Origin of the sequence: Bacillus sp. FSL W8-1127, from assembly GCF_038006725.1 — a bacterium.
Taxonomy (GTDB): Bacteria; Bacillota; Bacilli; order Bacillales; family DSM-4216; genus Bacillus_O; species Bacillus_O smithii.
Map to the genome: position 1 here is coordinate 1,605,836 of NZ_JBBOVU010000001.1, position 26,462 is coordinate 1,632,297.

Here is a 26,462-nt window from a genome sequence, read left to right on the forward strand (position 1 = left end):
AAAAGAAACCCAAATAAATTGGGGTATTTTGTATCTTTGGTTTACAAATATTCTGTTTGTCCTTTTTTGGGCGTACTTGCAGAATTTTTCGCTTTAAAAATTTTTTAAGCGGTTTGTTGCTTTTTACTCTCTTTTGCCATTGCGAGAGCTGAAACCAGTAATACGATGGCGTTCAAGTAAATATGAGTTTTTACTTTATCGATTCCCCACACATGCAGGGAGTTCGCTGTAAGATAACTTTTCATTCTTGAATTGCACCGTTCTACACTGGTTCGCTCATTGTAAAGTTCTTTCCAACGTTTGGAATCGCGGTGTGGATTAGAGTACCGGCGAAGATCCTTATTCACGTTAATTTTTACTACCATTCCATAGTTGGAGGATGAACAGGCTGCCATTCCTAATGGGCAATCCACTTTTCCGGTTGCGTGTGGACATCTGAATTTGAGCTGATCCTTATTGGCTCCCCAATAAGTCATTTCGTACCCCATAGAACAGCGTGGGGTTCCATTGGAGGCAATTCCTTCGGGAGGCTCCTTTTCATTACGCAAATTGAGTGGAATAATAGCTTGAGCCCCAATGTTCTTGGCGGATTCGTAGTTTTTAAGCTGGTCGTACCCACCATCCATTATCAGGAAATCAATTTTAGAGTTTGTACAACTCTTTACTTGTTCAATTAATTGTGGTGCGACATCCCCATCGTTGATATGAGCAGGGGTTACTTCAATCGCCATTGGTAATTCACTTTTGGTGTCAACGGAAAGATGCATCTTATAGCCAAACCAAGTCATTTTATTACCGAAGGAATCAAACTTTGCCCCCCAATTGGCGTTGCCTGTTTGTTCACTTCGCTTCTTAGGCTGCTTCTTTTCGTAAGCATCAATGGCGGCACTGTCGATAGCCTGATGTTTTCCATCAATTACTCCTTCCTCTTGAGCTAACTGGACGAGATCTTGAAAGATTCTTTTCACGAGTCCAGTTTTGGTTAGTGAAGAAAATACTCGGCTAAGAGTAGAGATGGATGGTGCAGGCCTGCTAATATCTAAACCACATTGGTAACGAAAACGCAGGTCATTTTTCAATCGATTGTGAAGAGAAGTAAAAGTATCAATACCTTCTAATGGGGCAGCGATAAGAGCCCTTAATATCCCTTCTTTGGAATGTCCTTCAGCCCCTTGGGGTGAAGAACTTTTCAATTGTTTAGCATAAGGACGCAAATCTAGAGCACTAAAAAAGATCGGTAATTTCTCTTTTGACTCTAAAATTTGCAATTCTTCAAAGGAAAATAGACTTTCTTGTAGAATATACAAAGTGACTTCCTCCTTGTGGATTTTTGTGGTTTGGTCACTTCAAAATTCTACAAATAAGGGGTGAAGTCCTTTTTTATGCTTTAGAAAACCTTATGGCTCTTGGGTTGAAAAATGTGCAAAATGCTCAATAAAAAAAATCTTGTTTTTACTTGCCATTTTTATGCACGAAATTTTTGCTATTATGTTAGGTTTAATTAGTTTTTCTACTGCGATGATAGCAGCTTTAATACTATACCTAGAACCACTAAATAAAGAGTATAAACTATTACTACTTGAAAGGAGCATTCCTGTAATGAGGAAATTTGAGGTTTGATAAAAAAAAGTCCCCTTGGTATAGTACAGGGTGTCAATGCGCGTTGACCCCGAATTTCAATAAACCAAGGAGGACTCAAAATGAATTATACACAAAATCAAAAAATCTCTCAAATTACACCATCAACTCTCATTGTAGGTATTGATGTAGCTAAAGAAAAGCACGTTGCCCGTTTTCAAGATGACCGAGGCTTAGAATTTGGCAAGAGATTGATCTTTGAAAATCGTATACACGGCTTTCAAACCTTATTAGATTGGGTTAATCATATTCAAAAAGAAAATCATAAGGACCACGTGATTTTTGGAATGGAGCCAACAGGTCATTATTGGCTAAATCTTGCTTACTTTCTTAAGGCAAAAGGATATGATGTAGTGCTAGTGAATCCCATGCACGTCAAAAAAAGTAAAGAGCTTGATGACAATTCGCCTACAAAAAACGATACAAAAGATGCTCGTGTCATTGCACAGTTAATGAAAGATGGGCGATACTCCGTACCGAACCTATTAGAGGGCGTATACGCTGAACTAAGGGAAGGCGTCAAATTACGAGATCAGCTCATCAAACAGCTTATGATCATTGAAGGGCGGATTGAAAACGTCATTCAGCGCTTTTTCCCAGAGTTTTTCGATGTGTTTGGAGATTGGAAAGGTAAAGCAGCCTTTTATACCTTGCGCATGTTTCCATTTCCCTCTCATATTCAAAAGTTGTCACCAGAAGAAGTGCTGCAAAAATGGAAACCGTATGTACAGCGTGGGGTTGGGCTGAAACGAGCAACCCGACTCGTAGAAGTAGCGAAAAAGAGCGTTGGGATTGAGACAGGAATCCAGTTCGCAAAAAGAGAATTGGATTGCCTATTGGATCAATATGAGCTTTACAAGAAACAGTTAGCACAACTAGATGAAGAACTAGAAGGTGTTGTTGAAAGCATACCAGGTGCGAAACAAATGACCAATATCCCGGGACTTAGTTACACTACCATTGCTTTGTTCTTTGCGGAAGTAGGAGATTTAACCAAGTACAATCATCCGCAACAATTAGTCAATCTGGCAGGGCTTTCTTTAAGAGAACACAGTTCAGGAAAGTATAAAGGGCAAACACGCATAACCAAAAGGGGTCGAAGACGTTTACGAAAAGCATTATACCTGGCCATTCGACCATTGGTTGCCCATAATCCTGTATTTAAAGCCTTGCATCATTACTATACCAATCGGCCAGACAGGCCGTTAAAAAAACAACAGTCTCTGATTGCCTTGTGTTGTAAATTATTACGTGTGTTATTTGCCATTGGTAAGAAACAGTGTGAGTTTGATGGATTAAAGCTATTAAAGGGATTACCTCAAATAAAAGCATTACAGGCTGCATAAAAGCTTTCAAACGACTTGTTATTCTGACAAACACCAATAGTGCAGAGTTGGAGTATATTTTCACCATTCGGGCATTAGACCCTGTAAAGGAGCATATCCAACCTCCACCTCATGGGTACGCAGGACGAAGGAATGTGTGGATCTTAAAATCCAGTGATACATGGGAGGGTGAGCGACCATGAGAAGTGTGGAGACTTCTTGCACGGTCATACATGATATTACAGATATTGTAAATCTGTATTATAGGATGCACCTTACCATGTAAATATATTGAATAAATACAAGTAATATCCACTCATTTGAGGTGAAGAAGCTATTATGTGTTAGCGAAATTTAAAGAAAACGTGAGAATTTTGAAGAAAATTAAAGTTTATAGAGGGAGATTCCTGTTACAAAATGGTGGCAAGGATTACTTGCTATGTTTTATGGAGGAATCACAGAAGAGTTAATGCTGCGTTTATTTATAATGACACTAATCGTCTGGTTACTGGCACGTATAACAAAAAAAGAAAAAGAGGGTATTCCCAATAGCTTCTATTATATAGCAATTTTTCTGACAGCACTTTTATTTGGACTTGGGCATTTGCCATCTAATGTGCAAATATTAGGTGAATTTTCATTAATTATTCTCATTCGAACATTAGTATTAAACGGCCTTTTGGGTTTATGGTTCGGATATTTATATTGGAAAAAAGGATTGGAATATGCAATGATTGCACATATGTCGGCAGATTTCTTTATTCATGTCTTGTTTATGTCTATTTTTTATTAAATAAGGTTTAATTATAACTCAACTTTCGCAGTCCAAAATCTTGTTTAAATGCTTGATGTAAATGGGTTTTGGAAGTACAAAATTATCATTTGACATTTTTTAAAACATAAAGAAAGACACCTATTCTTTTGGTAAAATATTGGTGACGAAACCAAATCCAAAAGAAAGGTGTCACCACTATGATAACGAATAAAGACTACTTTGCGCAATTACCAAAAGAAATTAAACAAGGATTTTCCGAATTAAATATTGGATATCATTTAAGAAAAGCGAATATTACGAAACTTTCCGGGTATTCTTGTCTTACTGTTTTCAAACTGATTTTTCTTTTAGTCTTCCAATATAAGAACTGGTTTCGTGCTTTTATGAGTAAACGATCTCAGGATCTGCCCGGAAAGGATACAGTCTATCGCTTTTTAAATACACCAACCTATCATTGGAGAAAGTTTCTGCTTTCATTAAGCAGTGAAATGATCCGTCTGCTTCAACCATTAACTTCAAAAGATCGTGTCACAGCTTTTGTGATTGATGATTCTGTCTTTTCAAGAAACCGTAGTAAGTCGGTTGAACTGTTGGCTAAGGTTTTTGATCACTCTACCCATCAGTACTTGAAAGGGTTTCAAATGCTTACCCTTGGCTGGACCGATAGTTTTACTTTTATTCCCGTTGATTTTGCTCTTCTAAGTTCACCGAAAAAGGAAAATCGCCTGCAAGAAATCAATACCAATATTGATAAACGAACATCTGGCTATAAGCGTCGCCAGGAAGCTCTGAAATCAAAACCGGACGTGGCTTCAGCTTTACTTGATCATGCGCTTGAAAAAGGGATTATAGCTGACTATGTTCTCATGGATTCCTGGTTTACACAAGCGCCTTTAATTGAGAAGATTACGAACAAAGGGTTATTTGTCATTGGCTTGGTGAAGCAATTAAAGCAGCGATACGTTTACAATGGTGAACGTTTCACACTGAATCAACTTTACAAATTGGCAAAACCTCACATGGGTAAAAAAGACATTCGCGGATCCGTTTATGCTACTTTAGACAATGGAATTCCAGTAAAAATTCTATTTGTACGAAACCGTAATAAACGGAGCGAATGGCTTGCCATTCTCAGCACAGATACAACATTAGAAAATGAAGAGATCATTCGTATTTACGGCATGCGTTGGGACATTGAAGTCTTCTTCAAATGCAATAAATCCCTTTTAAATTTAGAGAAAGAATTCCAGGGACGTTCCTACGACATGTTAATTAGCCATACAACCATTGTTTTTACACGATATATTCTCATTGCTTGGCAAATGCGAAAAGAGGAGGATCCTAAGACGATTGGCAACCTTTTTTACATCCTTTGCGAAGATGTAAAAGACATAGATTTTATTACTGCCCTTCAATCACTTATTGACCTTTTCCAAACTTTGGCGGAAGCCGAGGTTTCTTTGAACATGGACATCTTTAAAAATCAAATGAATAAATGGTTGGCCACTATACCTAATTATATCAAGCAATGCTTAAATATTACTGTGTGCGAAAGTTGAGTTATTAAAATTTGGTGAGAACTACATTCCATTTGTAATTTTGTGGTCCAGGTACCAATTGCAAAACCACCCTGATTTTCAAGATGAAGTGTTTGAGATATTTAAAGACCTCAGACATCCGTTCTGTGAAATATTAAAGGAAGGTACGAAACAGGGAATCTTTAAAACTCCCTATCCTGAAGCAGCGGGTTATTTAATACTTTCAATGGTTTATACATTGATTCCTAATTTGCAGCCAAAGAATTTGCCATTAGATTTACCTGTAGATGAAAAAATTGAATTTTTAATCAACTTCGTACTAAATGGATTAGGGTGTAATAAAAATTAGGGAAATAAGTTTTCCTTTTTTTAAACAACATAAATGGGTGACTGGTCACTCACCCGAAAGGAAGAAAGAATGTTGAATAAATTTGATTCTGTTAAGACGGCACCAGAAGTGTTATCAAAAGGTGGATTGATCCCTGTTTCCCGATGACGAATGTAGAGAAAAACGAAGGAGAACTAGTGGAAATTCTGAATTCATTACACTTTAATCCATAAATTTTGGTGGAAGATGTTCTAACACTAAGTCAAATGCCGATTCCCGTAAAAAATTTGAAGCTTTTATGTGAATAGATCTGAAATTCAAACTAGAGAATAGGATGATGAATGAATGTTTACCAAACTCGCAAAATGGGTGACTGGTCACCCAAAGAAAATCCTGTTATTTTGGATTTTAATATTATTAGCAGGGGGATACTTTGCCATTAATCTTCCTAATCAATTATCTTCTGGTGGTTTTAATGACCCTAAAAGCGAATCGATGACTGAAAAGAATATAATACAAAAAGAATTTTCCAATAAATATCCTCAAAACTTAATTGTGGTGGTTCAACACAAATCAAAGACAGTTTCTGATAAAGATTATGAAAAGATTATTGGAGAAATTAAGAACTAACTCAATGGTTTTAGCCAAATTAAAGAAGTAACGACTTATTATGATCACAAGAATAAACAATTAGTCTCTAAAGATAAATCAACAACTTATATAGCAGTTGGACTATCTGCAACTGAAGATCAAGCAGCGAGCTTGGTACCTAAGATTGAATCTAAATTAGGCAGTATTGGTCATAAAAATTTTAACGTGAAAGTAACCGGTGGACCCGCTCTTAATTACGCTTTAAATAAAGCTACAAAAGAGTCGGTATCAAAAGCTGAAATGATTGCATTTCCGGTAATGGTTATAGTTCTTCTCATCGTATTTAGGACTGTATTTTCTGCAGTATTGCCTTTAGCAATGGCAATGTTTGCTCTAACTGGTACGATGGCTACAGTATATTTTATAGCTCAGAACTATTCTCTAAATATTTTAGTTACCAATATTATCAGTATGGTTGGGCTAGGAGTTGCGGTTGACTATTCACTGTTTATCGTAAGTAGGTACAGAAAAGAGCTGGAGCATTCAAGTGTTATCGAGGCAGTAAAAAAAACGATGGAAACGGCAGGTAGATCTGTTCTTTATTCGGGCTTAACTGTAGCAATTAGTTTATCCGCTTTGTTTATTCCCAATATAATGATTTTTAATTCCATCGCATTGGGAGGAGTCATCGTCGTTTTCTTCTCTATCTTGGTTTCCATAACATTGTTGCCCGCTCTTTTAACAATGATGGGAACCCGGGTAAACAAATGGAGAATACCTTTATTTAATAGGCGTAATAAAACAAATATATGGGAACGGTTGGCGAATAAGTTAATTAAACATCCAGTTGTCTTTTTAATCCCATCGCTTTTCATTCTATTGATCATTGCTGTTCCTGCCATAAAAACAAACATGCAAGTACCAGTTGCTAGTGCATCTTCTATTCCAAACGATTCTCCGGAACGTGAAGGATTTGAGATGTTGATCAATAAGTTTGATCAAGGTGATGTATTTCCAATTGAGATTGTTTTGAAATCGCAACATGGAAAAATAATTGATAAATCAAACTTAGAAACAGTTAATCGAATTACAAATGAAGTAAGCAAATTGGATTACGTTGATAAAGTAACGAGTATCACTAATTGGAACAATGAATGGAAATTAGAAGATTATGAAGGAGCTTATAAAAATTTCAATTTGTTTTCAGGCACACTAAAAGAACAATTAGAGAACTTGTTAAATGCAGACAATGGCAAAGATACTACAGTTATCCTTGTAGCATCTGATATAGCAGCAGATTCAAAAATCTCTCATAATCTTGTAAAGGATATCAGGGAAACCGTTAAGAAAAACAATACGAATCATCTAACTACTTATGTAGGGGGAGAAACTGCAACAGGATTGGATTTTGACCATAAGGTTTTCGAAAGTATTCCGATCATGATTTTAACCGTGTTTATAGTCAGTTTCTTTGTTTTAGTCATAACCTTTAAATCCATTATTATTCCAATTAAAGCAATTGTCCTAAATACACTTGTCACTTTAGCAAGTATAGGAGTATTGGTTTTTGGTTTTCAAAACAAGTTCTCATTAAACTTTGACCCGAATCAAACCATAAATTCAATCACGCCAGTTGTACTTTTCACGGTTCTCTTTGGACTAAGTATGGATTATGAAGTAATTATCATTAGTCGAATGAAAGAATTTTTTGAAGAAGGTCTATCCCATGACAATAGTATCGTGAAAGGATTATCAGATACAGCAGGATTAGTGAATGGAGCAGCAATTATAATGATAGCTGTTTTTGGCGCATTTTCATTAGTAAATGTAAGAGTTGTTGCAGAGATGGGACTTGGATTAGCATTTGCAATACTTGTGGATGCTTTATTGGTAAGAACGATTCTAATTCCGATATTGATGAAATTATTTGGAGAATTAAATTGGTGGATACCGTTTAAAAAGAAAGGAACATCAAAAACAAAAGTTCCACATGAATCATTACCTGTACGGGGAGGAACAAATTCATGATTGATACAGTTGGGTTTCTAAATGTAGAAGGAGTATACTTCATTACGTTTTTTAAATAAAGAAAATGTCGCAAAGGACACTATATTATTTTAATGCGAGTGACCCAATATGACAGTAGCAGCACAAAATGGCCGTTAACGAGAGGAAACGGTTATTCCATAAAAATAGCTGCACTTTTAGCAGCTATTTTTATGCTTTAAACATGTTCATTTTTTTGAAATAAAAGAACGGTAGGTTCGTGATATGAAAAAAGCAATGATGATCAAACGGTGACTGCTTGTCCAATACGAGTCGCTTCTGGTACTTCCACGAGACGACCGCTTTTCACGTCATAAATAAATCCGTAGATCGGAATGTAATTTGGCACGAGAGGGTGAGAACGAATGCGTTCAACATCGTCGATGACACTTTGTTTTAGATTGCGGATTGGCAAAAATTCTATGTACTCGCCTTCTTTCGAACCGGAGTCTCTTCCTACATCTTTCCAATTTTGTCCGTCAAATTCAGCTGTTTCCAGGCTGTTGGAGAGCAATTGGCGGATCACGTCATTGGTAAATGTCTCCATCCCACAATCGGTATGATGAATCACGAACCATTCTCTTGTTCCTAACAGTTTATATGAGATAATGAGGGAACGAATGGCATCGTCACTTGCACGACCTCCGGCATTTCTGATCACATGAGCATCACCCTCTGCTAGTCCTGCAAACTTAGCCGGATCAAGACGGGCGTCCATGCAAGTCAGAATGGCAAAACGACGCTTTGGCGGCAGCTGCAAATGGGCTTTATCGCCGAAATGAGCAGAGTATTCTTCGTTGGCGGCCAATACTTCATTTAAAATGTCACTTATTTTCCAACACCCTTCCTTTCAAAATTACATAAATCATATCTGTTTACTGTGATTATATCCAATCGCTGTGTGGCCGTCAATTTATTTTTAGAATATTTAGATTTTTATTTTCGGTTTTCTATAAAAAGAGATCGTTATTTTCAATAGAATCTATAAAGAGATTTCTCCTTATTTTTATGAACAGGAATTAGGATCCTTTTTGCGAAATAAAACAAATATAACGATCTTTTTTGGAGGTGCTGAAGTGACAATTGGTCAAGAGTATTTAAAGGTTGTGCGTGAACGTTTTTTGGATATGAAGAAAACAGCAGAGAGAGCGATGGAACAATTGTCCGAAGATGAACTTTTTTACTGTTTTAACGAAGAATCCAATAGTATTGGCATGATTGTTAAACATATGAACGGCAACATGATTTCGCGCTGGACCGACTTTTTTGCTTCAGACGGAGAAAAACCAAATCGAAATCGCGATGATGAATTTACCAACGATCTAAAAAGCAGGGAAGAACTACTTGATCGCTGGGAAAAAGGATGGCAAATTTTTTTAAAAACTTTATACGAAATCGACGAAAAAGATCTTTTAAAATCCATCACGATCCGAAATGAACCTCATACTGTCATCCAAGCTATCGAAAGGCAAATGTACCACTATTCTTATCACATCGGACAGATTGTCTATATTGCAAAACAAATAAAATCTACAGATTGGAAAACGTTAACGATACCAAGGAGGAAGCAGTAGAGTAGCACCATTGTTGGAATGAATGAAGCTGTTAAAAATGATTAGCATTTTTGTTTTTTTAACCAGATTGAGATACCAGCTTTTAATGGGGCGAAAGGGAGACTTGATTTGAATTCAGGGAAATCATCTGGAAGTGGCAAAATGCCCATTCAATATGGATGGAAAATCGGATTTTTGCCTAATGAATGCATTAAAGATGAACCGGAAGGAAGTCGATGTCGATCATTTGATGATGCTCAAACCGTATATTCCTAGCGTTTATTATGGAGCTGAGTTCACTACCATTTGGTTGAAAAATTTAAAATCGTTAATAGCATCCGTATCATAAAAGAATTGATAGATTTTTTGGATGAATGATAAAAATCTTTCTATCACCGGAAGTATTGCTTTTTTGTCATTTCCGGTGATAAGATTAATCATAAAAATAAAACCTATTATTCATACCAAAAAACTAAGAATAGAAAAGAGGGAGATGCACATTAGTGATCAGTTTGGATTAGATCAAAGTCCGATCCTTGAAGGCTCTTCAGCTGTTGACGCCTCGCTCAAAAAGCAGGGGGCTACTCGCGCTTCTGGGTGTCGAAGCATCATCATACGGAACAGTTGGCCGGGTCGTCTCCGGAAGTTTTAATGTCGTATTTGCTTGCCCGAACGAGGTCGATCCGCATCGGATCAGGAGGCGTCATGCTTCAGCATTATAGTCCTTTTAAAGTAGCGGAAAATTTTCATGTTTTGTCTACTCTAGCTTCCGGAAGAGTCGATCTTGGGATTGGGAAGGCTCCGGGCGGACTGCCGTTATCGACAAAAGCGTTGCAATTTAGCGCCGTGAATGACGGACAATATTTTGAAGAAAGGTTTCTTTTTTAAAAAATAATTGAAAATTCAGTCTATTAAGATCATCCGCTTGCCAGGATCTCGAAAAAACTACAATAGCCGTTTGGAAAGAGGGACGGTCTGAAGTGCGATGGTGTGGATGCCACCCATAAAAGGAAGGTAGGGACATGCTTAGCAATGAAGAAGCAGAAAGTAACGGAGAATATTCGAATTACTAGAGATGTATCTGTTCCTATGAGAGATGGGACCATTTTGTATGCAGATATATACCGGCCAGATGACCAAGAAAAATATCCGGTTTTGCTATTAAGAACCCCTTACAACAAGAGCGATGCCCAGACAATGAATTACGCTCATCCAATATGGTATGCCCAAAATGGGTATGTAGTTATTGTTCAAGATACTCGTGGGAGGTGGGAGTCTGAAGGGACATTCGATCCTTATCGGACGGAAGGACAGGACGGCTATGATACGGTTGTATGGTCGGCGCATTTGCCTGATGTAGAACCTAAAGTCGGGATGTACGGTTTTTCTTATGCTGGTGCAGTGCAATTGTTAACAGCTGCTGAGAGGCCTCCTTATTTAAAATGTATTGTTCCGGCAATGATTGGTTCGGATGGCTATAACGGACAGGTTTATAAACATGGTGCATTTGCTCTTGCTTTGAATTTGTCTTGGACATTGTTTGTTAGCCAGAATGAAGGGTTTCGCAGAGGAAAATGGGAGTGGTTAAAAGAGATTTCTTTCAAGACTCCGACGATCCACTCATTCTATCATTACCTGCCTTTGAAGGATGTGCCGGTTGTAAAAGAGGAATTAACACCATTTTATAAAGAGTGGCTTGAACATAACGTGAGGGATGAATATTGGGATCGATACTCTATACGGGACTATTATGAGAAAATAACCGTTCCTGCTCTACATATTGGTGGATGGTATGACATCTTCATCGACGGAACAATTGAAAACTTTCAAGGTATAAAAAAATATGCGAACGCTGTGGCAGCCAATGAACAATATTTGTTTATTACTCCTTGGTACCATATGCCATGGTCGAGATTTGTTGGTGAACTTGATTTTGGAAAAGATGCCGGCAACCGCATCGATGAAATTCAACTGAGCTGGTTTAACCGATGGTTAAAAGATGAAGTAAACGAATGGGGACATAAAAAGCCAGTGCAGTACTTTTTGATGGGCAGCAATGAGTGGAGAGAGTCATCTCAATGGCCGCCTCCTAATACGGTAAATACCAATTACTATCTGCATAGTTCATATAAAGCCAATTCAATCAATGGTGATGGAAAGCTCTCCATTCATCCACCTGAAAATGAATCACCTGATATTTTTGTTTATCACCCTTCCATTCCAGTACCGGCACTTGGCGGAAGATCAGGAGCTGATCCCGTTTTAACGCCGATGGGTCCGAAAAATCAACTTCCCATTGAAGTGAGAAACGATGTTTTAGTTTATACATCAGACATATTAGAAGAAGATGTTTCTGTTGTTGGCGACATAAAAGTCATCCTGTATGCATCGACGACTGCGCAAGATACAGACTTTGTCGTGAAGCTCATCGATGTTCATCCGAACGGAAATGCGTATAACGTTGCAGAAGGAATCATTAGGGCGAGTTTTCGGAACTCCTTGGAACGACAAGAACCTGTGCCGGCTTCCCGAGTCATTAAATATGAAATAAATGCCGGCGCTGTTGCCAACGTTTTTCATAAAGGGCATTCCATTCGTCTTGATATAACTAGTTCATTGTTTCCGACATTTGACCGTAATCCAAATAGATTGGTCAAACCGGGAAGTGCGACGGAAGCGGATTTTATTGCTGCAACTCAAACGATTTATCATGACGGACGATATCCGTCGCATGTCGTCCTACCGATTGTTAAAGAGTAACTCCGAGTTTTAAAATGAATGTCCACGTTAAAAAGAAGGAAGGAACACATGGAAAAAAAGTTCGTTTGGTTTGATTTAGGCTATACCCTTTTTTATCAGCAACGAGAGGACGTTTATCAGCAATTTTTAGCGGAAAATGGAATTTATATTTCGTTGGAAAAAATCGAAAGGGCTTATCATCTGACAGATAAATATTTTATGAGAGAGTATCCTAGTGTTTTAGGAAAAGATGTTCAAACTTTCTATCCTTGGTATTTAGGTGTTTTGAATTTTAAGCTTGGCCTCCATTTTCATTTGAGCAGACAGAGCGAAAGAATGCTGGAGATGAAAAAGCCTATAGAGCAATGGCGTCCTTTCGCTTTTGTGAATTCGGTGTTAACTAAATTAAAAAGGCATTCTTACGGACTGGGAGTGATCAGCAACTGGGATCACAGTGCAAGAGAACTTTTGGAAAGACATCATTTAACTGCTTATTTTGATCATATAATTATTTCTTCAGAAGTTGGCGTTGAAAAGCCGGATGCAGCGATTTTTGAAATAGCTTTAAAAGACGCTGGCGTGTCCGGAGAAGAGTGCATATACGTCGGGGACAACTACTATGATGATGTGGTTGGCAGTTCGAAAGTAGGAATGAAAGCTTTGTTGATTAATCGGTTTAATCAGGAGGGAATAGAGGAAATTCGGTATCCTCACACGATTCGTTCTATAGAAGAAGTGCCAGATTTATTAAATAAAATGGATCTTCTTTTATAAATATAATTCCTCATTTTAACGTAAAGGGGAGTCATTTGGATGGCTTTAAGTATTAAAAGAAGAAAAAGGAAAAAAACCAATTTCATGAAAAGGCTATGGTTAAGCATTTCGATTGTTTTATTGCTATCCGCATGTGAAAGCCAAAAAGAGGTATCAATTGGCACTTCTTCCACAAAAGAAAAAGGGGATAAAGAAGTGGTCGTCGCAGTTCCTCAAGATCCCGATTATTTGGACCCATTTTTGGCTCAAGCCGCGGGAACAAGAGAAATAATGTTCAATGTTTTTGAAGGGCTGCTAAAGCCAAACAATAAAGGTGAGCTTATCCCGGCAATTGCGAAATCTTATAAAATTTCGCAGGATGGTTTAACTTATACATTTGTGCTGAGAGATGGAGTCAAATTTCATAACGGGCAAGAGGTGACTGCTGAGGATGTAAAGTATTCCTATGATCTTTTAGCGGGGATTGGTACAGGAAAACCATTGTACACTTCATTTAGCAATGTGGAATCTATTACGGCACCGGATAAGAAAACGGTCGTCATTAAACTGAAACAAAGGGAAGCCGCTTTCTTAACGGCAGTGACGGCTGCCGTTATTCCGAAAGGTTATAAGGACAGCAATAAAACTCCAATTGGGACAGGTCCTTTTAAGTTTGTGGAATACTTGCCAGGGCAGCGTCTTGTTCTGGAGAAAAACCCTAATTACTATGTGAAAGGTGTTCCTTATTTGGACAAGGTTGAGTTTCAGATTATTAAAGATGCCGAAGCCGCTTTCTTGGCTTTTAAATCAGGAGAAATTGATATTTATCCTCGAATCGGCAGTGAAAAATTAGATGAGTTAGGCAAAGGATACAAATATGTAAGCGCTCCGCAAAACTTAGTACAATTACTTGCATTTAACCATAAAAGAAAGCCATTCAATAACAAATTGGTCCGCCAGGCAATCAATTATGCTATTGATAAAGATGAAATTATTAAAGGAGTGGCTTTAGGAAAAGGAACAAAGATCGGTTCGAACATGAGCCCGATTATGGGCAAATATTATCAAGAAGACTTGGAAGACAAGTATGCGTTTAATATCAAAAAAGCGAAAAAGTTACTTGCAAAAGCGGGTTATCCGAATGGATTTGAAACAACGATAACGGTACCGTCCAATTATCAATTTCATGTGGATACAGCTCAAGTAATCGCGCGGTATCTCGAAAAAATCGGAATTAAAGCAAAAATTGAAACCGTCGAATGGGGAGTATGGCTTGATCGTGTTTATCAAGGCAGAGATTATGACATGACCATTATAGGGCTGGATGGAAAATTAGATCCATATGAAATCTTAAATAAATATTTATCAACATCCAAAAATAATTTCTTTAATTTTTCTAACACCCAGTTTGATCACGTGTTAGAACAGGCAAGAACGGCAATGGATGAAAATAAGCGGGTAGAACTCATTAAAAAGGCACAGACCATTTTGGCTGAAGAAGCAGCAGCCGTTTATATTATGGATCCGAACACAAATACGGCATTAAAAGACAATTTGGAAGGATATAAAACGTATCCGATTTATGTTCAAGATTTGTCAACGATTAAGGTGAAAGAATAAGAGGCAATGAATTAGGCAAAGGGACAAGGTGATTGTATGAATTTTGTAGTAAGGAGAATCATTACTTTTTTTCTGACACTGATTTTTGTCGTTTTCCTGTCTTTTTGCGCATTTCGAATTATTCCCGGGAATCCCGCTTTGGCGATTTTAGGAACGGAGGCTACCCTGGCGCAATTAGAAGCTCTAAATAAAAAACTCGGAACTGACAAACCTCTTATCGAACAATTTGGATCATGGATGACGGACATTTTTCATTTAGATTTTGGAGAATCGCTGCGATTTTCTGAACCCGTTTTAAATTTAATAATAAGCCGCTCCTCCGTTACGTTTTCTTTAGCCATCATTGCTTTAAGCATAATCATTGTTACAGCGATACCTTTAGGAATTTTGGCAGCGAAGAGCAAAGGGAAAACGATGGATTTTTTGATCTCGATCATTACACAAATCGGGCTTTCGGTTCCTTCGTTTTGGTCTGGCATTCTGCTTATATTGATTTTCGGATTTACATTGAATTGGTTTTCTGCAGGGGGATACGTTCCGTGGTCGAAAAATCCATTCCTGGCTTTTCGTTCTCTTTTCTTGCCGTCGCTGGCAGTAGCAATTCCGCAGATCGCCATCGTTGTACGATATTTACGAACTACGATGATTGAACAGCTGAACGAGGATTATGTCCGTACTGCATATAGTAAAGGCTTAAAAGAATCGACTATTTATTTTAAACATGTATTAAAAAATGCCCTTATCCCTGTCGTTACAGTAGTTGGAATGAATTTTGGCGAAATTCTTGCAGGAAGTTTAGTCATTGAACAGGTTTTTACACTTCCCGGGTTTGGAAGTTTGCTTGTTTCCGCCATCGGCAGCCGTGATTATCCGCTTATTCAAGGGATGGTCCTTATTATAGCGTTTCTTGTTGTTTTAGTTAACTTAATAGTGGATTTAACCTATCGTTGGTTAGATCCGAAAATAGAATTAAAATAGGGTGGTCCGCATGAATCTTTCGAAAAACAGCAATCTATGGATTGGAATGATTTTGGTTTCGGCAATGTTTTTACTCATGTTGGTAAGTTTCGTCTATTTGCCGCACAACGTGAATGAAATGAACATTGGGGATCGCCTTGCCAGTCCAAGCCGCAAGCATCTTTTAGGGACAGATAACTTTGGAAGGGATATTTTAAGCCGCGTAATGGAGGGTTCTCAAACAGCTTTTACAGTAGGTTTCTTCTCCGTTGCCATTGGCATCACCGGTGGATTGGTCATCGGGGCTGCTTCGGGTTATTTAGGAAAATGGGTGGATGAAATTTTGATGCGCCTGATGGATGCTTTATTGGCATTTCCAGGAATTATCATAGCACTCGTTCTCGTCTCTATTTTTAAGCCCGATTTAACGCAGACGATTATAGCGGTTGGTATTTTTTTTATTCCCGGGTTTGCCCGAATTATTCGCAGCGGCTTTTTGGCCTATAAAAAAACTGATTTTGTAACAGCGGCCAGACATTTAGGAGCGGGGCATCTTAGAATCATTGTTTATCATATTCTTCCAAATATTTTGTCGCCTATTATTGTAGCAGCCTCTTTAAATTTTTCAGCTGCTATTTTAATAGAAGCGGCACTCAGTTATTTGGGATTAGGTGTTCAACCTCCGGATCCAAGTTGGGGCAGAATGTTGAATGAATCGCAAAGTTACATTTATAAAGCACCATGGTATACACTTGCTCCCGGCATATTCATTACGTTGACGGTTCTTGGATTCAACTTGCTTGGAGATGGGATAAGGGACTGGATAGCGCGGAAGGACTAGAAAGGAGCTATTCCTGTAATGAAGAAATTTGAGGTTTGAAACAAAAAGAGCCCTCTTGGTATAGTACAGGGTGTCAATGCATTGACCCCGAATTAATAATTACCAAGGAGGACTCAAGATGAATTATACGCAAAATCGTAAAATCTCGCAAATTACACCATCAACATTAATTGTAGGCATTGATATCGCCAAAGACAAACACGTCGCTCGAGCTCAGGATGATCGAGGAATCGAATTTGGAAAAAGACTGATCTTTGAAAATCGCATACATGGCTATCAAAAACTGCTTGATTGGGTTTCGAGGCATCAAAAGGAACACCAAAAAACACATGTCATTTTTGGTGTTGAGCCGACCGGTCATTTCTGGCTGAGTCTGGCCTATTTCTTGACTGCTAAAGGTTATGACTTTGTCTTGGTCAATCCTATGCATGTCAAAAAAACTAAAGAGCTGGATGATAACTCTCCAACTAAAAACGATACGAAAGATGCACGTGTGATTGCACAGCTGATTAAAGATGGGCGATACTCCGTACCAAATCTCTTAGATGGCATCTATGCAGAGCTAAGAGAAGGCGTCAAATTAAGAGATCAGCTCATCCAGCAGCTTATGATCACAGAAGGTCGTATTCAAAATCACATCCAGCGTTACTTTCCGGAGTTTTTCGATGTATTTAAAGACTGGGAAGGAAAGGCAGCTCTTTGTACATTAAGAAACTTTCCATTCCCCTCTCAGATTAAAGAAATGACATCAGAAGAAGTTCTTGCGAAATGGAAACAAGAAGTAAACCGTGGTGTAGGAATCAAACGAGCTACAAAGTTAATAGAAGCAGCGAAAAAGAGCATTGGTATCCAAATTGGTATCAAGTTTGCTAAACGTGAATTGGATTATTTACTCGATCAATATGAGCTATACAAAGAGCAATTAGGACAGTTAGATAAGGATCTGGAAGCACTTGTAGTAACGATACCTGGAGCGAAGGAAATGATCAATATTCAAGGCTTAGGTCCTACAACAGTCGCGCTATTCTTCGCTGAGGTCGGGGATATAACAAAGTATAGTCATCCCCAGCAATTAGTAAATCTGGCAGGGCTGTCATTACGTGAACATAGTTCCGGGAAGTTTAAGGGGCAAACCAAGATCACAAAACGAGGACGAAGTCGATTGCGAAGAGCTTTATACTTGGCCATTCGTCCACTCGTTGCCCATAATCCAACGTTTAAAGCCCTGCATCAATACTACACAAAGCGTCCTGATCGACCTTTGAAGAAACAGCAGTCACTGATTGCCTTGTGTTGTAAATTACTACGTGTCTTATTTGTCATTGGTCAAAAACAGTGTGAATTTGATGGTTCAAAGTTATTGAGAGGTTTGCCTCAAATCGATTCATTACAGGCAGCTTAAGGCTTTATTAAGTTCATGAAATCATTTCAGAATACCGTAATTATCTCAAATGACAAACACCAATAGTGCAGAGTTGGAGCTTATTTATTCCATACGGGCATGTGACCCAGCAAAGGAGCATATCCAACCTCCACCTCATGGATACGCAGGACGAAGGAATGTATGGAATTCAATCCGGAGAGATGTGGGAGGGTTAGCGACCGTGAGTGATGTGGAGATGATGAAGCACGGTTATACCTTATTTTTACCAAATAAATACAATTTGGTTGATAGGATGCCCCCTACCATGTAAATTATTTAAAAAAATTCAACATATATCCATTAAATGAGGTGTGTATTCTATTAAGTGTCTATGAAATTTTGAGAAAAAGCGAGTATTCGGGAGAAAAATAAACTTTATTGAGGGAGGAAGTCACTTTGTATATTCTACAAGAAAGCCTATTTTCCTTTGAAGAACTGCAAAAATTAGAGTCAAAAGAGAAATTACCTATCTTTTTTAGCTCGCTTGATTTACGCCCTTATGCTAAACAGTTGAGAAGTTCTTCACCCCGAGGGGCTGACGGTCATTCCAGAGAAGGGATTCTAAGGGCTCTCATCGCTGCCCCACTCGAAGGCATCGACACCTTTACCGCCCTTCATCATCGATTGGATAAAGACCTTCGTTTCCGTTATCAATGCGGTTTATCGATTGATCGCCCCGCACCGTCTATCTCCACTCTCAGCCGGGTTTTTGCGGCACTTATCAAAAAAAAGCTGGCTGAAAAGATCTTCCTTGACTTGGTACAGTTAGCTCAGGAGGAAGGAATAATTGACGGCAGCCACCAGGCCATCGACAGTGCCGCCATTGATGCCTATGAAAAGAAACAGCCCAAAAAGCGTAGTGAACAAACGGGTAATGCCAATTGGGGCGCAAAATATGATTCCTTCGGCAATAAAATTACCTGGTTTGGCTATAAGATGCATCTTTCAGTCGATACCGCAAGCGAACTGCCAATGGCCATAAAAGTAACCCCTGCCCATGTGAACGATGGAGAAGTCGCACCAGAATTAATAGAGCAAGTGGCAGAGCGTACCAAATCCAAAATTGAATTTCTGATCATGGATGGCGGATATGACCAACTAAAAAACTATGAATCAGCCAAAAACATTGGAGCGCAAGCCATTATCCCGCTCAATTTGCGCAACGAAAAAGAGCCTCCTGAAGGGATTTCTTCCAATGGAACTCCGCGTTGTTCCATGGGTTATGAAATGACTTATTGGGGAGCTGATAAGGACCAGCTCAAGTTCAGATGTCCTCACGCAACCGGCAAAGTGGATTGCCCATTAGGAATGGCAGCCTGTTCATCTTCCAACTATGGAATGGTGGTAAAAGTCGACATCAAAAAGGATGTGCGCCGATATTCCAATCCGCACCGTGATACAAAACGTTGGAAAGAGCTTTACAACGAGAGGACAAGTGTAGAACGCTGTAATTCAAGAATGAAAAGCTACCTTACGGCGAACTCCCTACATGTATGGGGAATTGAAAAAGTAAAGACCCATATTTACCTGAACGCTATTGTATTACTTGTTTCAGCGCTAGCGATGGCAAAGGAAAATAAAGGGAAGAAAGCCGCTTAAAAAAATTCAATGTGAAAAATTCTGTAGGTATGCCCGAAAACAAGATTATTGTAATATTTTGTAAAATAACATGCTGGTAGCTATTTGTCGAGTGCTTTATTTTTTATACTTTTATCCAAAAAATCTAATTTTGCAAAATGCTCATTTAAATAATGGTATTGGAACCATCTTCTTATTGAACGGATCGATTTTGATGCCATGTACTCGAAACTTAAAGAAATTATAGAAAAATAGAAAAAATGATGATCGCGGAGGAGAAAAAATGAACCATCATGTAGTCATAAGGCCGGCAATGGAGCAAGATATTTCTGAATTATATGAACTAATGCTGCAGTATATTGTTGATTTTTACAAACAACCTGTCCCTAAAGAAAGGGATTTAAAAGACTTGATTCATCATTTAATGGAAAATCCTTCGAGCGGACTTCAATTTGTTGCTGAACATCAAGGAGAACTGGTAGGTTTTGCTACTTTGTACTTTACTTTTAGCACTTTAAAAGTAAAAAAACAGGCCATTTTAAATGACTTATTTGTGATTCCGAATGCAAGAGGAAAGAAAATCGGACAGAAATTATTTCAAGCATGCTTAGAATACATACGAGAAAACGACTTTGCCTTTATGACATGGGAAACGGCAAAAGATAATAAAATTGCACAGTCTTTATACAACAAAATGGGTGGAAAATTATCGGAGTGGCTATATTATGAAATCAGCTGATTTTCATATCTTTGCAATCGGAAAACATTAAGTAATTATGTCAAAATTCTTGTTTATTCAATCTAACTAATAGAAGAGGAGATAGAACATTGCTTTATTTTTTAGAAGAAGTTTTAAGATTATCATAAAATTATTATGTAAACTTGAAGATATTTAAAAGGGAATGCAAAAAAATTCGTTTGATTTATAAAAAATTCGAAGATGAATCTCCGTTGGGAGCCTAAATTGTTAAATTGGGGGATGAACATGAATTCCAATCATCTATTTGCTCTTTTAATAATTAATGTTCAACAGGGATTTGAAGATAAAAGATGGGGAAAGCACAATAATCCTAACGCTGAAGAAAATATTAACAGTTTATTAAAAATATGGAGAGAGAAGCAATGACCTGTTATCCATGTCCACATATATCGACGAATTCTCATTCACCTCTGGCTGCTAACAGTAAAGGAGTTTCGTTTAAGGAGATTGTAAATCATTAGAAGGCGAAGTCATCATTCAAAAACATGTGAACAGTGCCTTTATAGGGACCAACTTGGAACAATAACACGGTATCCATCATGTCGTGATCACCGGTTTAACGACTCCTCATTGCGTTTCCACCACGACAAGAATGAGTGGAAACCTAGGATTTAATACAAATCTAGTATCAGGCGCTATAGCTGCCTCTGGATTAAAAGGACCTGATGGTGTCTATTATGATGCTGATCAAATTCATACCATTTCTCTTGCCACTTTGCATGGAGAATTTGCAACGGTTTTGACTAAGGAAGAACTGATTGAACAAATCATAGGACCTAAATTTTTAATATAATTTTTTTAGTGTTAAGAAAAAATACAATAAGCATTCCCGCTATTAATATGAATCATTCCATATCCCATTGACCGTTAATTTGTTCCTGCTTTAGGGCTAAATCTCATGGCAGAGGAGAAGTCGGTATTGTTGAAGTGGAAGATACAGATGGATTCTATATTATGAAATCAATTTGAATAGACAATGATCTAGTCACAGGCACCTGTAATGATCTACAGGTGCCTTTTCTTGTTAGCTAAGTATGGACATGTAGTAGAGAAGGACGTAAGTCGAGCATGATAGGCAGTAATAGTAATGTATTTTGGATATCCAATTCATGAACCACAATTAATCAACTCCTCCAAAGGATAACATACAGACATTCAATAACAAGAAACGCCGACTTTTTATACAGATAAGAGCCGCAAGTGAAATGAGCCGAATGTATTTATTTCTAATAGTCTTATGTTCACTTCAATTGTATAAAATTTGATTCAAACCACGTTTTCCTACCGTTACTTTTTGCGAAAAAATCTTAATAGACAAACAACTGACATACACCTATATCGTTCTTTCAGAATAATCTAAAAAACTAAGGGGAGGGACTTATAAATGTCATCTGACTTTGTAGGGATCCATTCTAATCAACGAGATGATTATCTTGATGCTATTGAGGCTGCGTTAAAAAAAGGGATGGCCGCCAAGGAAGTAGTGTGTTCTATTACAACAGGTTTTCGAAGAATTCCATCTATAAGAGTGGCGCCGGGACTGAATCCGTATCATGCAACAGTTGCGGATATCGGCTACGGATTTGATGCTGTACAAGGGACGATTCAACGCATCCGTCAAGGTGATTTGATTCCTCTTGAAAAAGAAATGCTTGTCTTTGATCTTGATACTTTGCGTATTAGTGAAAAACAATTAAGTCCCAATTTTGAATTAGCTGTTCAAGGAGCTGATCCGAGCGTTTTTTATTTAGTCGAGCAAAGTCGATATTTAAACCGTCAAATCGCTAAAATGATTAAGAGAGCTAATAAGCTTGGCCAGTCCTTTCTTGGTCCTGAATGGGAGGCAATACGCGCGAAGAACGAGAAAATTCAAGCAATCCCTCGTCTTTAGGAGGAAAGTTCTTTGCTTAATACACGACTTATCAATATGAGTGCAGAGAAACAGCATTGCTTGATGGAGTGGTGGAACGCAACGGAGTCTGCCAAGCCAGTGGTACAACGTTTAGTCTCATTGGTAAGTGAACTTCGTTTACATCCGGAATCCAGCAATGCAGATGGGATGATTCTTTTTTATAGGGCTGCTTCCGAAATTTCATATGGTTATGCAGGTATGCGCGGATGTTTACGCCGAGCTTTTGCAGGTGAATACAACGAAGCTCTTCGGAAGAATATGATAATGTGTCAAGGGTTTGCCCGTAAATTTTCTGTTGATACGAAAGTTCTTCTTGAACGTGTGGCAAAGCAAATCTCTGGACCAAACGCTTTGCAATTGATTCATCGAATACGCGAGACGTTAGTGGAAAATGATGCGATGCTAAATGAAATAGAGAAAAGAGCTCGTGCTTTCTATGAAGAGAGGGATCGCTGACAAAACGGGGCCAATGTATACAAAAGATAAAAAATTAAAACATTTCACAAAATATTAAATGGAAGTCTCTAAATAAAATCTAATGATCATGTCCCAAAAAATACAATGACTCAAAGGGCCGATTTTTATTGATCGTTCATTTTCATTCACGTTTCTCAATTCAAACTTGGACGGAAAACATCCGCCCTTTTTTATTCTTTAAAATTCAGAATTCCAAAGCCATACTGATAAGTCCCTTCCACAGTCTTATCCTTATAGGTTATCCGGCAACCAAAACAACTTTTTCCCGCCTATAAGGAACATGAAATCCATAATGTCGTCATTACTGGTTTAACGACTTCTCAATGCGCTCCACTCCACTACTACAAGAATGAGCGGAAACCTAGGATTTAATACAAATCTAGTATCAGGCGCTACAGCTGCCTTTGGATTAAAAGGACCTGATGGTGCATATTATGATGCTGATCAAATTCTTGTCATTTCTCTTGCCACTTTGCATGGAGAATTTGCAACGGTTCTGACTACTGAAGAACTAATCGATTTTATTGAAAAATCCCATTCCATGAACTAAGCTAAGAGTGAAAACATCGTCCAAACAAGCAATCCGTCTGGCGATACAGGAATTCTTGATTGAATACTCGTGAAGCAATCCAATTTTGTCAAGAACAATTATTGAAAACGGAAATTTCTAAGTATATATTGGTGTAGACTTTAAATGGAAAGGCTATGGATTCATGGATGAGAATAAACGTACCGTTACAGAAGATTCAAAATATATTCAGTAGCATTTAGCCAACGAACGAACATTTTTGGCATGGATTCGAACTGCGATTGCAATTATGGGAATCGGTTTTCTTATTCTAAACTTGCATATCAAATCGGCTACTCAATCTTTATCCAATATGACTGTGCAAATCATCGGTCTATTATCGGTCTTAACAGGCGTATGTACGATCCTTTTTTCGACTATCAGCTATTTTCAAAAAGCGAAACAAATTAATGAACAAACGTTTCGGCCTTCTCGTTCTCTTATTTTGTTTTTAGCAATGTTAATGTTGCTTGTCACTTTCTTGTTCGGTTATTATTTCTTTGTTTCGTTAATAGGAAAATAAATGATCGCTCGAATCCTCATTGCCTATCATTAGAAGATAGAACAAGTCGATATGGCTTATATCCTATTTGACAAATGCCATTTTCTGTGCTATCTAAACTATTGATTAGCACTCAATATATGAGAGTGCTAATTTTGATCATAAAGCGATAAGGACATTCTTTACATATAGGAATTTTGTTCGTGGAAAGGAGAGTCTTTATGGCGAAAAAGCAGTTTAAGGCAGAATCGAAAAGACTGTTGGAAATGATGATCCACTCGATTTATTCACAAAAAGAAATCTTTTTAAGAGAGCTCATTTCCAATGCCAGTGACGCCATTGACAAAATCTATTACAAAGCGCTGACAGATGATTCGCTCACTTTTGACAAAGACAATTACTATATTAAAATCATCCCCAATAAAGAAAACAGAACATTGACGATCTTGGATACCGGTATTGGAATGACAAAAGAAGAGCTTGAAAATAACCTTGGAACGATAGCGAAAAGCGGTTCTCTTGCTTTTAAAAACGAAAATGAATTGAAAGATGGCCATGAAATCATCGGTCAATTTGGGGTAGGATTTTATTCCGCTTTTATGGTCGCAGATGTAGTGACAGTCATCAGTAAAGCTTTAGGCAGCGATGAAGCATATAAATGGGAATCTCAAGGAGCGGATGGATACACCATTGAACCATGCGAGAAAGATTCAGTTGGAACCGAGATTATTTTAAAGTTGAAAGAAAATACAGAAGATGAAAATTACGATGAGTTCCTTGAAGAGTACCGCTTAAAAGAAATCATCAAAAAATACTCTGATTTCATTCGCTATCCTATCAAAATGGATGTGACGGAAAGAAAACGTAAAGAGGGCAGCGAAAACGAATTTGAAGAGTATAAAGAAGAAAAGATTATTAACAGCATGGTTCCGATTTGGAGAAAAAATAAAAGTGAATTGACGGATGAAGATTACGAGAATTTTTACCAAGAAAAACATTACGGTTTTGACAAGCCGATTAAACATATTCATATCAGCGTCGACGGTACAGTAAGATATCAAGCGATTTTATTTATTCCTGAGAAAATACCTTTTGACTACTATACAAAAGAATTCGAAAAAGGATTAGAACTGTATTCCAGCGGCGTCTTAATCATGGAAAAATGTCCTGATTTGCTTCCAGATTATTTTAGCTTTGTCAAAGGGATGGTCGACTCAGAAGATTTATCTCTCAATATATCCAGGGAAATGCTGCAGCAGGATAAACAATTAAAGTTTATCGCCAAAAACATTAAGAATAAAATTAAGAGAGAATTGGAAAGCTTATTAAAAAATGAACGAGATAAGTATGAAGCATTTTATCAATCGTTTGGCAGACAATTAAAGTTCGGAGTTTATCAAGATTTTGGAAGAGATAAAGAATTATTGCAGGATTTATTGATGTTCTACTCATCAAAAGAGAAAAAGCTGGTTACTTTAAATGAATATGTTTCAAGAATGCCGGAGGATCAAAAATATATTTACTATGCGACCGGAGAAACCATTGAACGAATTGAAAAGCTTCCACAGACGGAATTAGTAGCAGAAAAAGGGTATGAAATTCTCTATTTCACCGAAGATATCGATGAATTTGCGATCAAAATGTTAATGAAATACAAAGACAAAGAATTTAAATCGGTATCCAGCGGCGACTTGGGAATTGAAGAAGACAAAGCACAAACTGAAGCAGAAGAAAAGGAAAACAAAGAACTTTTTGATTATATGAAAGAAGTACTATCGGACAAAGTCAAAGACGTCAGAGCATCCACAAGATTAAAATCCCATCCTGTATGTTTTGCAACAGAAGGGGAAGTATCGATCGAAATGGAAAAAGTTCTAAACGCCATGCCGAACAACCAAAACATCAAAGCGGAAAAAATCTTAGAAATTAACGTCCATCACGACGTCTTCCAATCTTTAAAAGACGCTTACGCAAACGACAAAGAAAAATTAAAACTCTATACCAACTTATTGTACAATCAAGCTCTTCTCATCGAAGGCTTGCCAATCAATGATCCGGTTGAATTTTCGAACGATATTTGCAAGATTATGGTGTGATGTTGTGCATATAGCAAGGACATACCACTTTGTCTTTGGCTATCTTAAGCTTTTATCATTTTGATATCTCGCAACGGATATAAGATTAAACTATATATGCTCAATGATCACAAAATGACTGAAGACTGTCTTTGTCTTCAGTCATTTTGTATGTGCGCCCGGCATGTACATGAACTATAGGGTGTAAGTCCCGAACCCCGAAGACAGAAGTAGAGGTTAGCCAAGAGCAAGGGTGTCCGTGGTGACGCGGAATCTGAAGGAAGCTGGAGGCAAAACACCGGTCCGAGGAACACGAACCTCATATAAGGCTAGGTATGATTGAGTGAGTTTGCATAACAAAACAAAGCTCTTTCTGTCGAAGGTCATATCGAGTAAATGAGGCGGATAGATGGTGTGAAAGTGCATGTACTTACCCGGGGAGGTCTGGCGGATATGTGAAGTA

20 protein-coding genes and 4 pseudogenes are annotated in these 26,462 nt (G+C 37.9%); 22 read left to right on the forward strand and 2 right to left on the reverse strand.

The window, feature by feature from the left end; translation table 11 throughout:
- Positions 1 to 104: 104 nt before the first annotated feature.
- Entirely contained in the window at positions 105 to 1,307 is a 1,203-nt protein-coding gene (locus NST12_RS07660; protein ID WP_270583607.1) for a transposase, read from the reverse strand.
- Between the two features lie 393 nt (positions 1,308 to 1,700).
- On the opposite strand from NST12_RS07660, the gene NST12_RS07665 reads away from it, so the two are divergent.
- From NST12_RS07665 to NST12_RS07685, 5 genes are all read left to right on the forward strand, one after another.
- Positions 1,701 to 2,984: an IS110 family transposase gene (locus tag NST12_RS07665; protein WP_048622726.1), complete on the forward strand. Its 1,284-nt coding sequence runs from the start codon at positions 1,701 to 1,703 to the stop codon at positions 2,982 to 2,984.
- Between the two features lie 382 nt (positions 2,985 to 3,366).
- Complete coding sequence (locus NST12_RS07670; RefSeq protein WP_341102154.1) at positions 3,367 to 3,756, forward strand: CPBP family intramembrane glutamic endopeptidase; 390 nt, start codon at positions 3,367 to 3,369, stop codon at positions 3,754 to 3,756.
- Between the two features lie 179 nt (positions 3,757 to 3,935).
- Positions 3,936 to 5,297: an IS4 family transposase gene (locus NST12_RS07675; RefSeq protein WP_341029346.1), complete on the forward strand. Its 1,362-nt coding sequence runs from the start codon at positions 3,936 to 3,938 to the stop codon at positions 5,295 to 5,297.
- A gap of 652 nt (positions 5,298 to 5,949) precedes the next feature.
- The gene (locus NST12_RS07680; RefSeq protein ID WP_048623306.1) at positions 5,950 to 6,234 is read left to right on the forward strand and encodes a hypothetical protein; all 285 of its coding nucleotides are present in this window, start codon (positions 5,950 to 5,952) and stop codon (positions 6,232 to 6,234) included.
- Between the two features lie 18 nt (positions 6,235 to 6,252).
- Entirely contained in the window at positions 6,253 to 8,223 is a 1,971-nt protein-coding gene (locus NST12_RS07685) for an MMPL family transporter (protein ID WP_255287952.1), read from the forward strand.
- Between the two features lie 262 nt (positions 8,224 to 8,485).
- On the opposite strand, the gene NST12_RS07690 is transcribed toward NST12_RS07685, so the two are convergent.
- Positions 8,486 to 9,073, reverse strand: a complete 588-nt coding sequence (locus tag NST12_RS07690; RefSeq protein ID WP_341102157.1) for a beta-class carbonic anhydrase — start codon at positions 9,071 to 9,073, stop codon at positions 8,486 to 8,488.
- Positions 9,074 to 9,317: 244 nt separating this feature from the next.
- Here NST12_RS07690 and NST12_RS07695 point away from each other — a divergent pair, with 244 nt between their 5' ends.
- From NST12_RS07695 to htpG, 17 genes and pseudogenes are all read left to right on the forward strand, one after another.
- Positions 9,318 to 9,815 carry a DinB family protein gene (locus NST12_RS07695; protein ID WP_341100805.1) on the forward strand — a complete coding sequence of 166 codons (498 nt, stop codon included), beginning with the start codon at positions 9,318 to 9,320 and terminating at the stop codon, positions 9,813 to 9,815.
- A 478-nt stretch (positions 9,816 to 10,293) separates the two neighbouring features.
- A pseudogene (locus tag NST12_RS07700) lies at positions 10,294 to 10,679 on the forward strand (LLM class flavin-dependent oxidoreductase); the annotation flags it as partial.
- A gap of 147 nt (positions 10,680 to 10,826) precedes the next feature.
- Positions 10,827 to 12,554, forward strand: coding sequence for a CocE/NonD family hydrolase (locus NST12_RS07705; protein ID WP_341100806.1), 1,728 nt, complete (start codon positions 10,827 to 10,829; stop codon positions 12,552 to 12,554).
- A gap of 48 nt (positions 12,555 to 12,602) precedes the next feature.
- On the forward strand, positions 12,603 to 13,307 hold the full coding sequence (locus NST12_RS07710) for an HAD family hydrolase (RefSeq protein WP_048623311.1): 705 nt from the start codon (positions 12,603 to 12,605) through the stop codon (positions 13,305 to 13,307).
- Positions 13,308 to 13,346: 39 nt separating this feature from the next.
- Complete coding sequence (locus tag NST12_RS07715; RefSeq protein WP_053083237.1) at positions 13,347 to 14,906, forward strand: ABC transporter substrate-binding protein; 1,560 nt, start codon at positions 13,347 to 13,349, stop codon at positions 14,904 to 14,906.
- Between the two features lie 36 nt (positions 14,907 to 14,942).
- The gene (locus NST12_RS07720) at positions 14,943 to 15,884 is read left to right on the forward strand and encodes an ABC transporter permease (RefSeq protein WP_341100813.1); all 942 of its coding nucleotides are present in this window, start codon (positions 14,943 to 14,945) and stop codon (positions 15,882 to 15,884) included.
- A gap of 10 nt (positions 15,885 to 15,894) precedes the next feature.
- Entirely contained in the window at positions 15,895 to 16,704 is an 810-nt protein-coding gene (locus NST12_RS07725; protein WP_048623313.1) for an ABC transporter permease, read from the forward strand.
- Between the two features lie 118 nt (positions 16,705 to 16,822).
- Positions 16,823 to 18,106, forward strand: coding sequence for an IS110 family transposase (locus NST12_RS07730; RefSeq protein ID WP_270584767.1), 1,284 nt, complete (start codon positions 16,823 to 16,825; stop codon positions 18,104 to 18,106).
- A gap of 417 nt (positions 18,107 to 18,523) precedes the next feature.
- The gene (locus NST12_RS07735) at positions 18,524 to 19,726 is read left to right on the forward strand and encodes a transposase (RefSeq protein ID WP_048623400.1); all 1,203 of its coding nucleotides are present in this window, start codon (positions 18,524 to 18,526) and stop codon (positions 19,724 to 19,726) included.
- Between the two features lie 262 nt (positions 19,727 to 19,988).
- Positions 19,989 to 20,444 (forward strand): GNAT family N-acetyltransferase, encoded by a 456-nt coding sequence (locus NST12_RS07740; protein WP_048623323.1) that lies wholly within the window; start codon positions 19,989 to 19,991, stop codon positions 20,442 to 20,444.
- A 246-nt stretch (positions 20,445 to 20,690) separates the two neighbouring features.
- Positions 20,691 to 20,831 (forward strand): hypothetical protein, encoded by a 141-nt coding sequence (locus NST12_RS17075; RefSeq protein ID WP_445662324.1) that lies wholly within the window; start codon positions 20,691 to 20,693, stop codon positions 20,829 to 20,831.
- 6 nt (positions 20,832 to 20,837) lie between these two features.
- Positions 20,838 to 21,258 (forward strand): annotated as a pseudogene (locus tag NST12_RS07745) (isochorismatase family protein).
- A gap of 591 nt (positions 21,259 to 21,849) precedes the next feature.
- Positions 21,850 to 22,356 carry a hypothetical protein gene (locus tag NST12_RS07750; RefSeq protein WP_341100817.1) on the forward strand — a complete coding sequence of 169 codons (507 nt, stop codon included), beginning with the start codon at positions 21,850 to 21,852 and terminating at the stop codon, positions 22,354 to 22,356.
- 12 nt (positions 22,357 to 22,368) lie between these two features.
- The gene (locus tag NST12_RS07755; RefSeq protein WP_327797668.1) at positions 22,369 to 22,833 is read left to right on the forward strand and encodes a hypothetical protein; all 465 of its coding nucleotides are present in this window, start codon (positions 22,369 to 22,371) and stop codon (positions 22,831 to 22,833) included.
- Positions 22,834 to 23,127: 294 nt separating this feature from the next.
- Positions 23,128 to 23,404 (forward strand): annotated as a pseudogene (locus NST12_RS07760) (amidase); the annotation flags it as partial.
- Positions 23,405 to 23,567: 163 nt separating this feature from the next.
- Positions 23,568 to 23,945: pseudogene (locus tag NST12_RS07765) on the forward strand (YidH family protein).
- A 200-nt stretch (positions 23,946 to 24,145) separates the two neighbouring features.
- Positions 24,146 to 26,020 carry a molecular chaperone HtpG gene (gene htpG / locus NST12_RS07770; protein WP_341100820.1) on the forward strand — a complete coding sequence of 625 codons (1,875 nt, stop codon included), beginning with the start codon at positions 24,146 to 24,148 and terminating at the stop codon, positions 26,018 to 26,020.
- Positions 26,021 to 26,462: the final 442 nt, after the last annotated feature.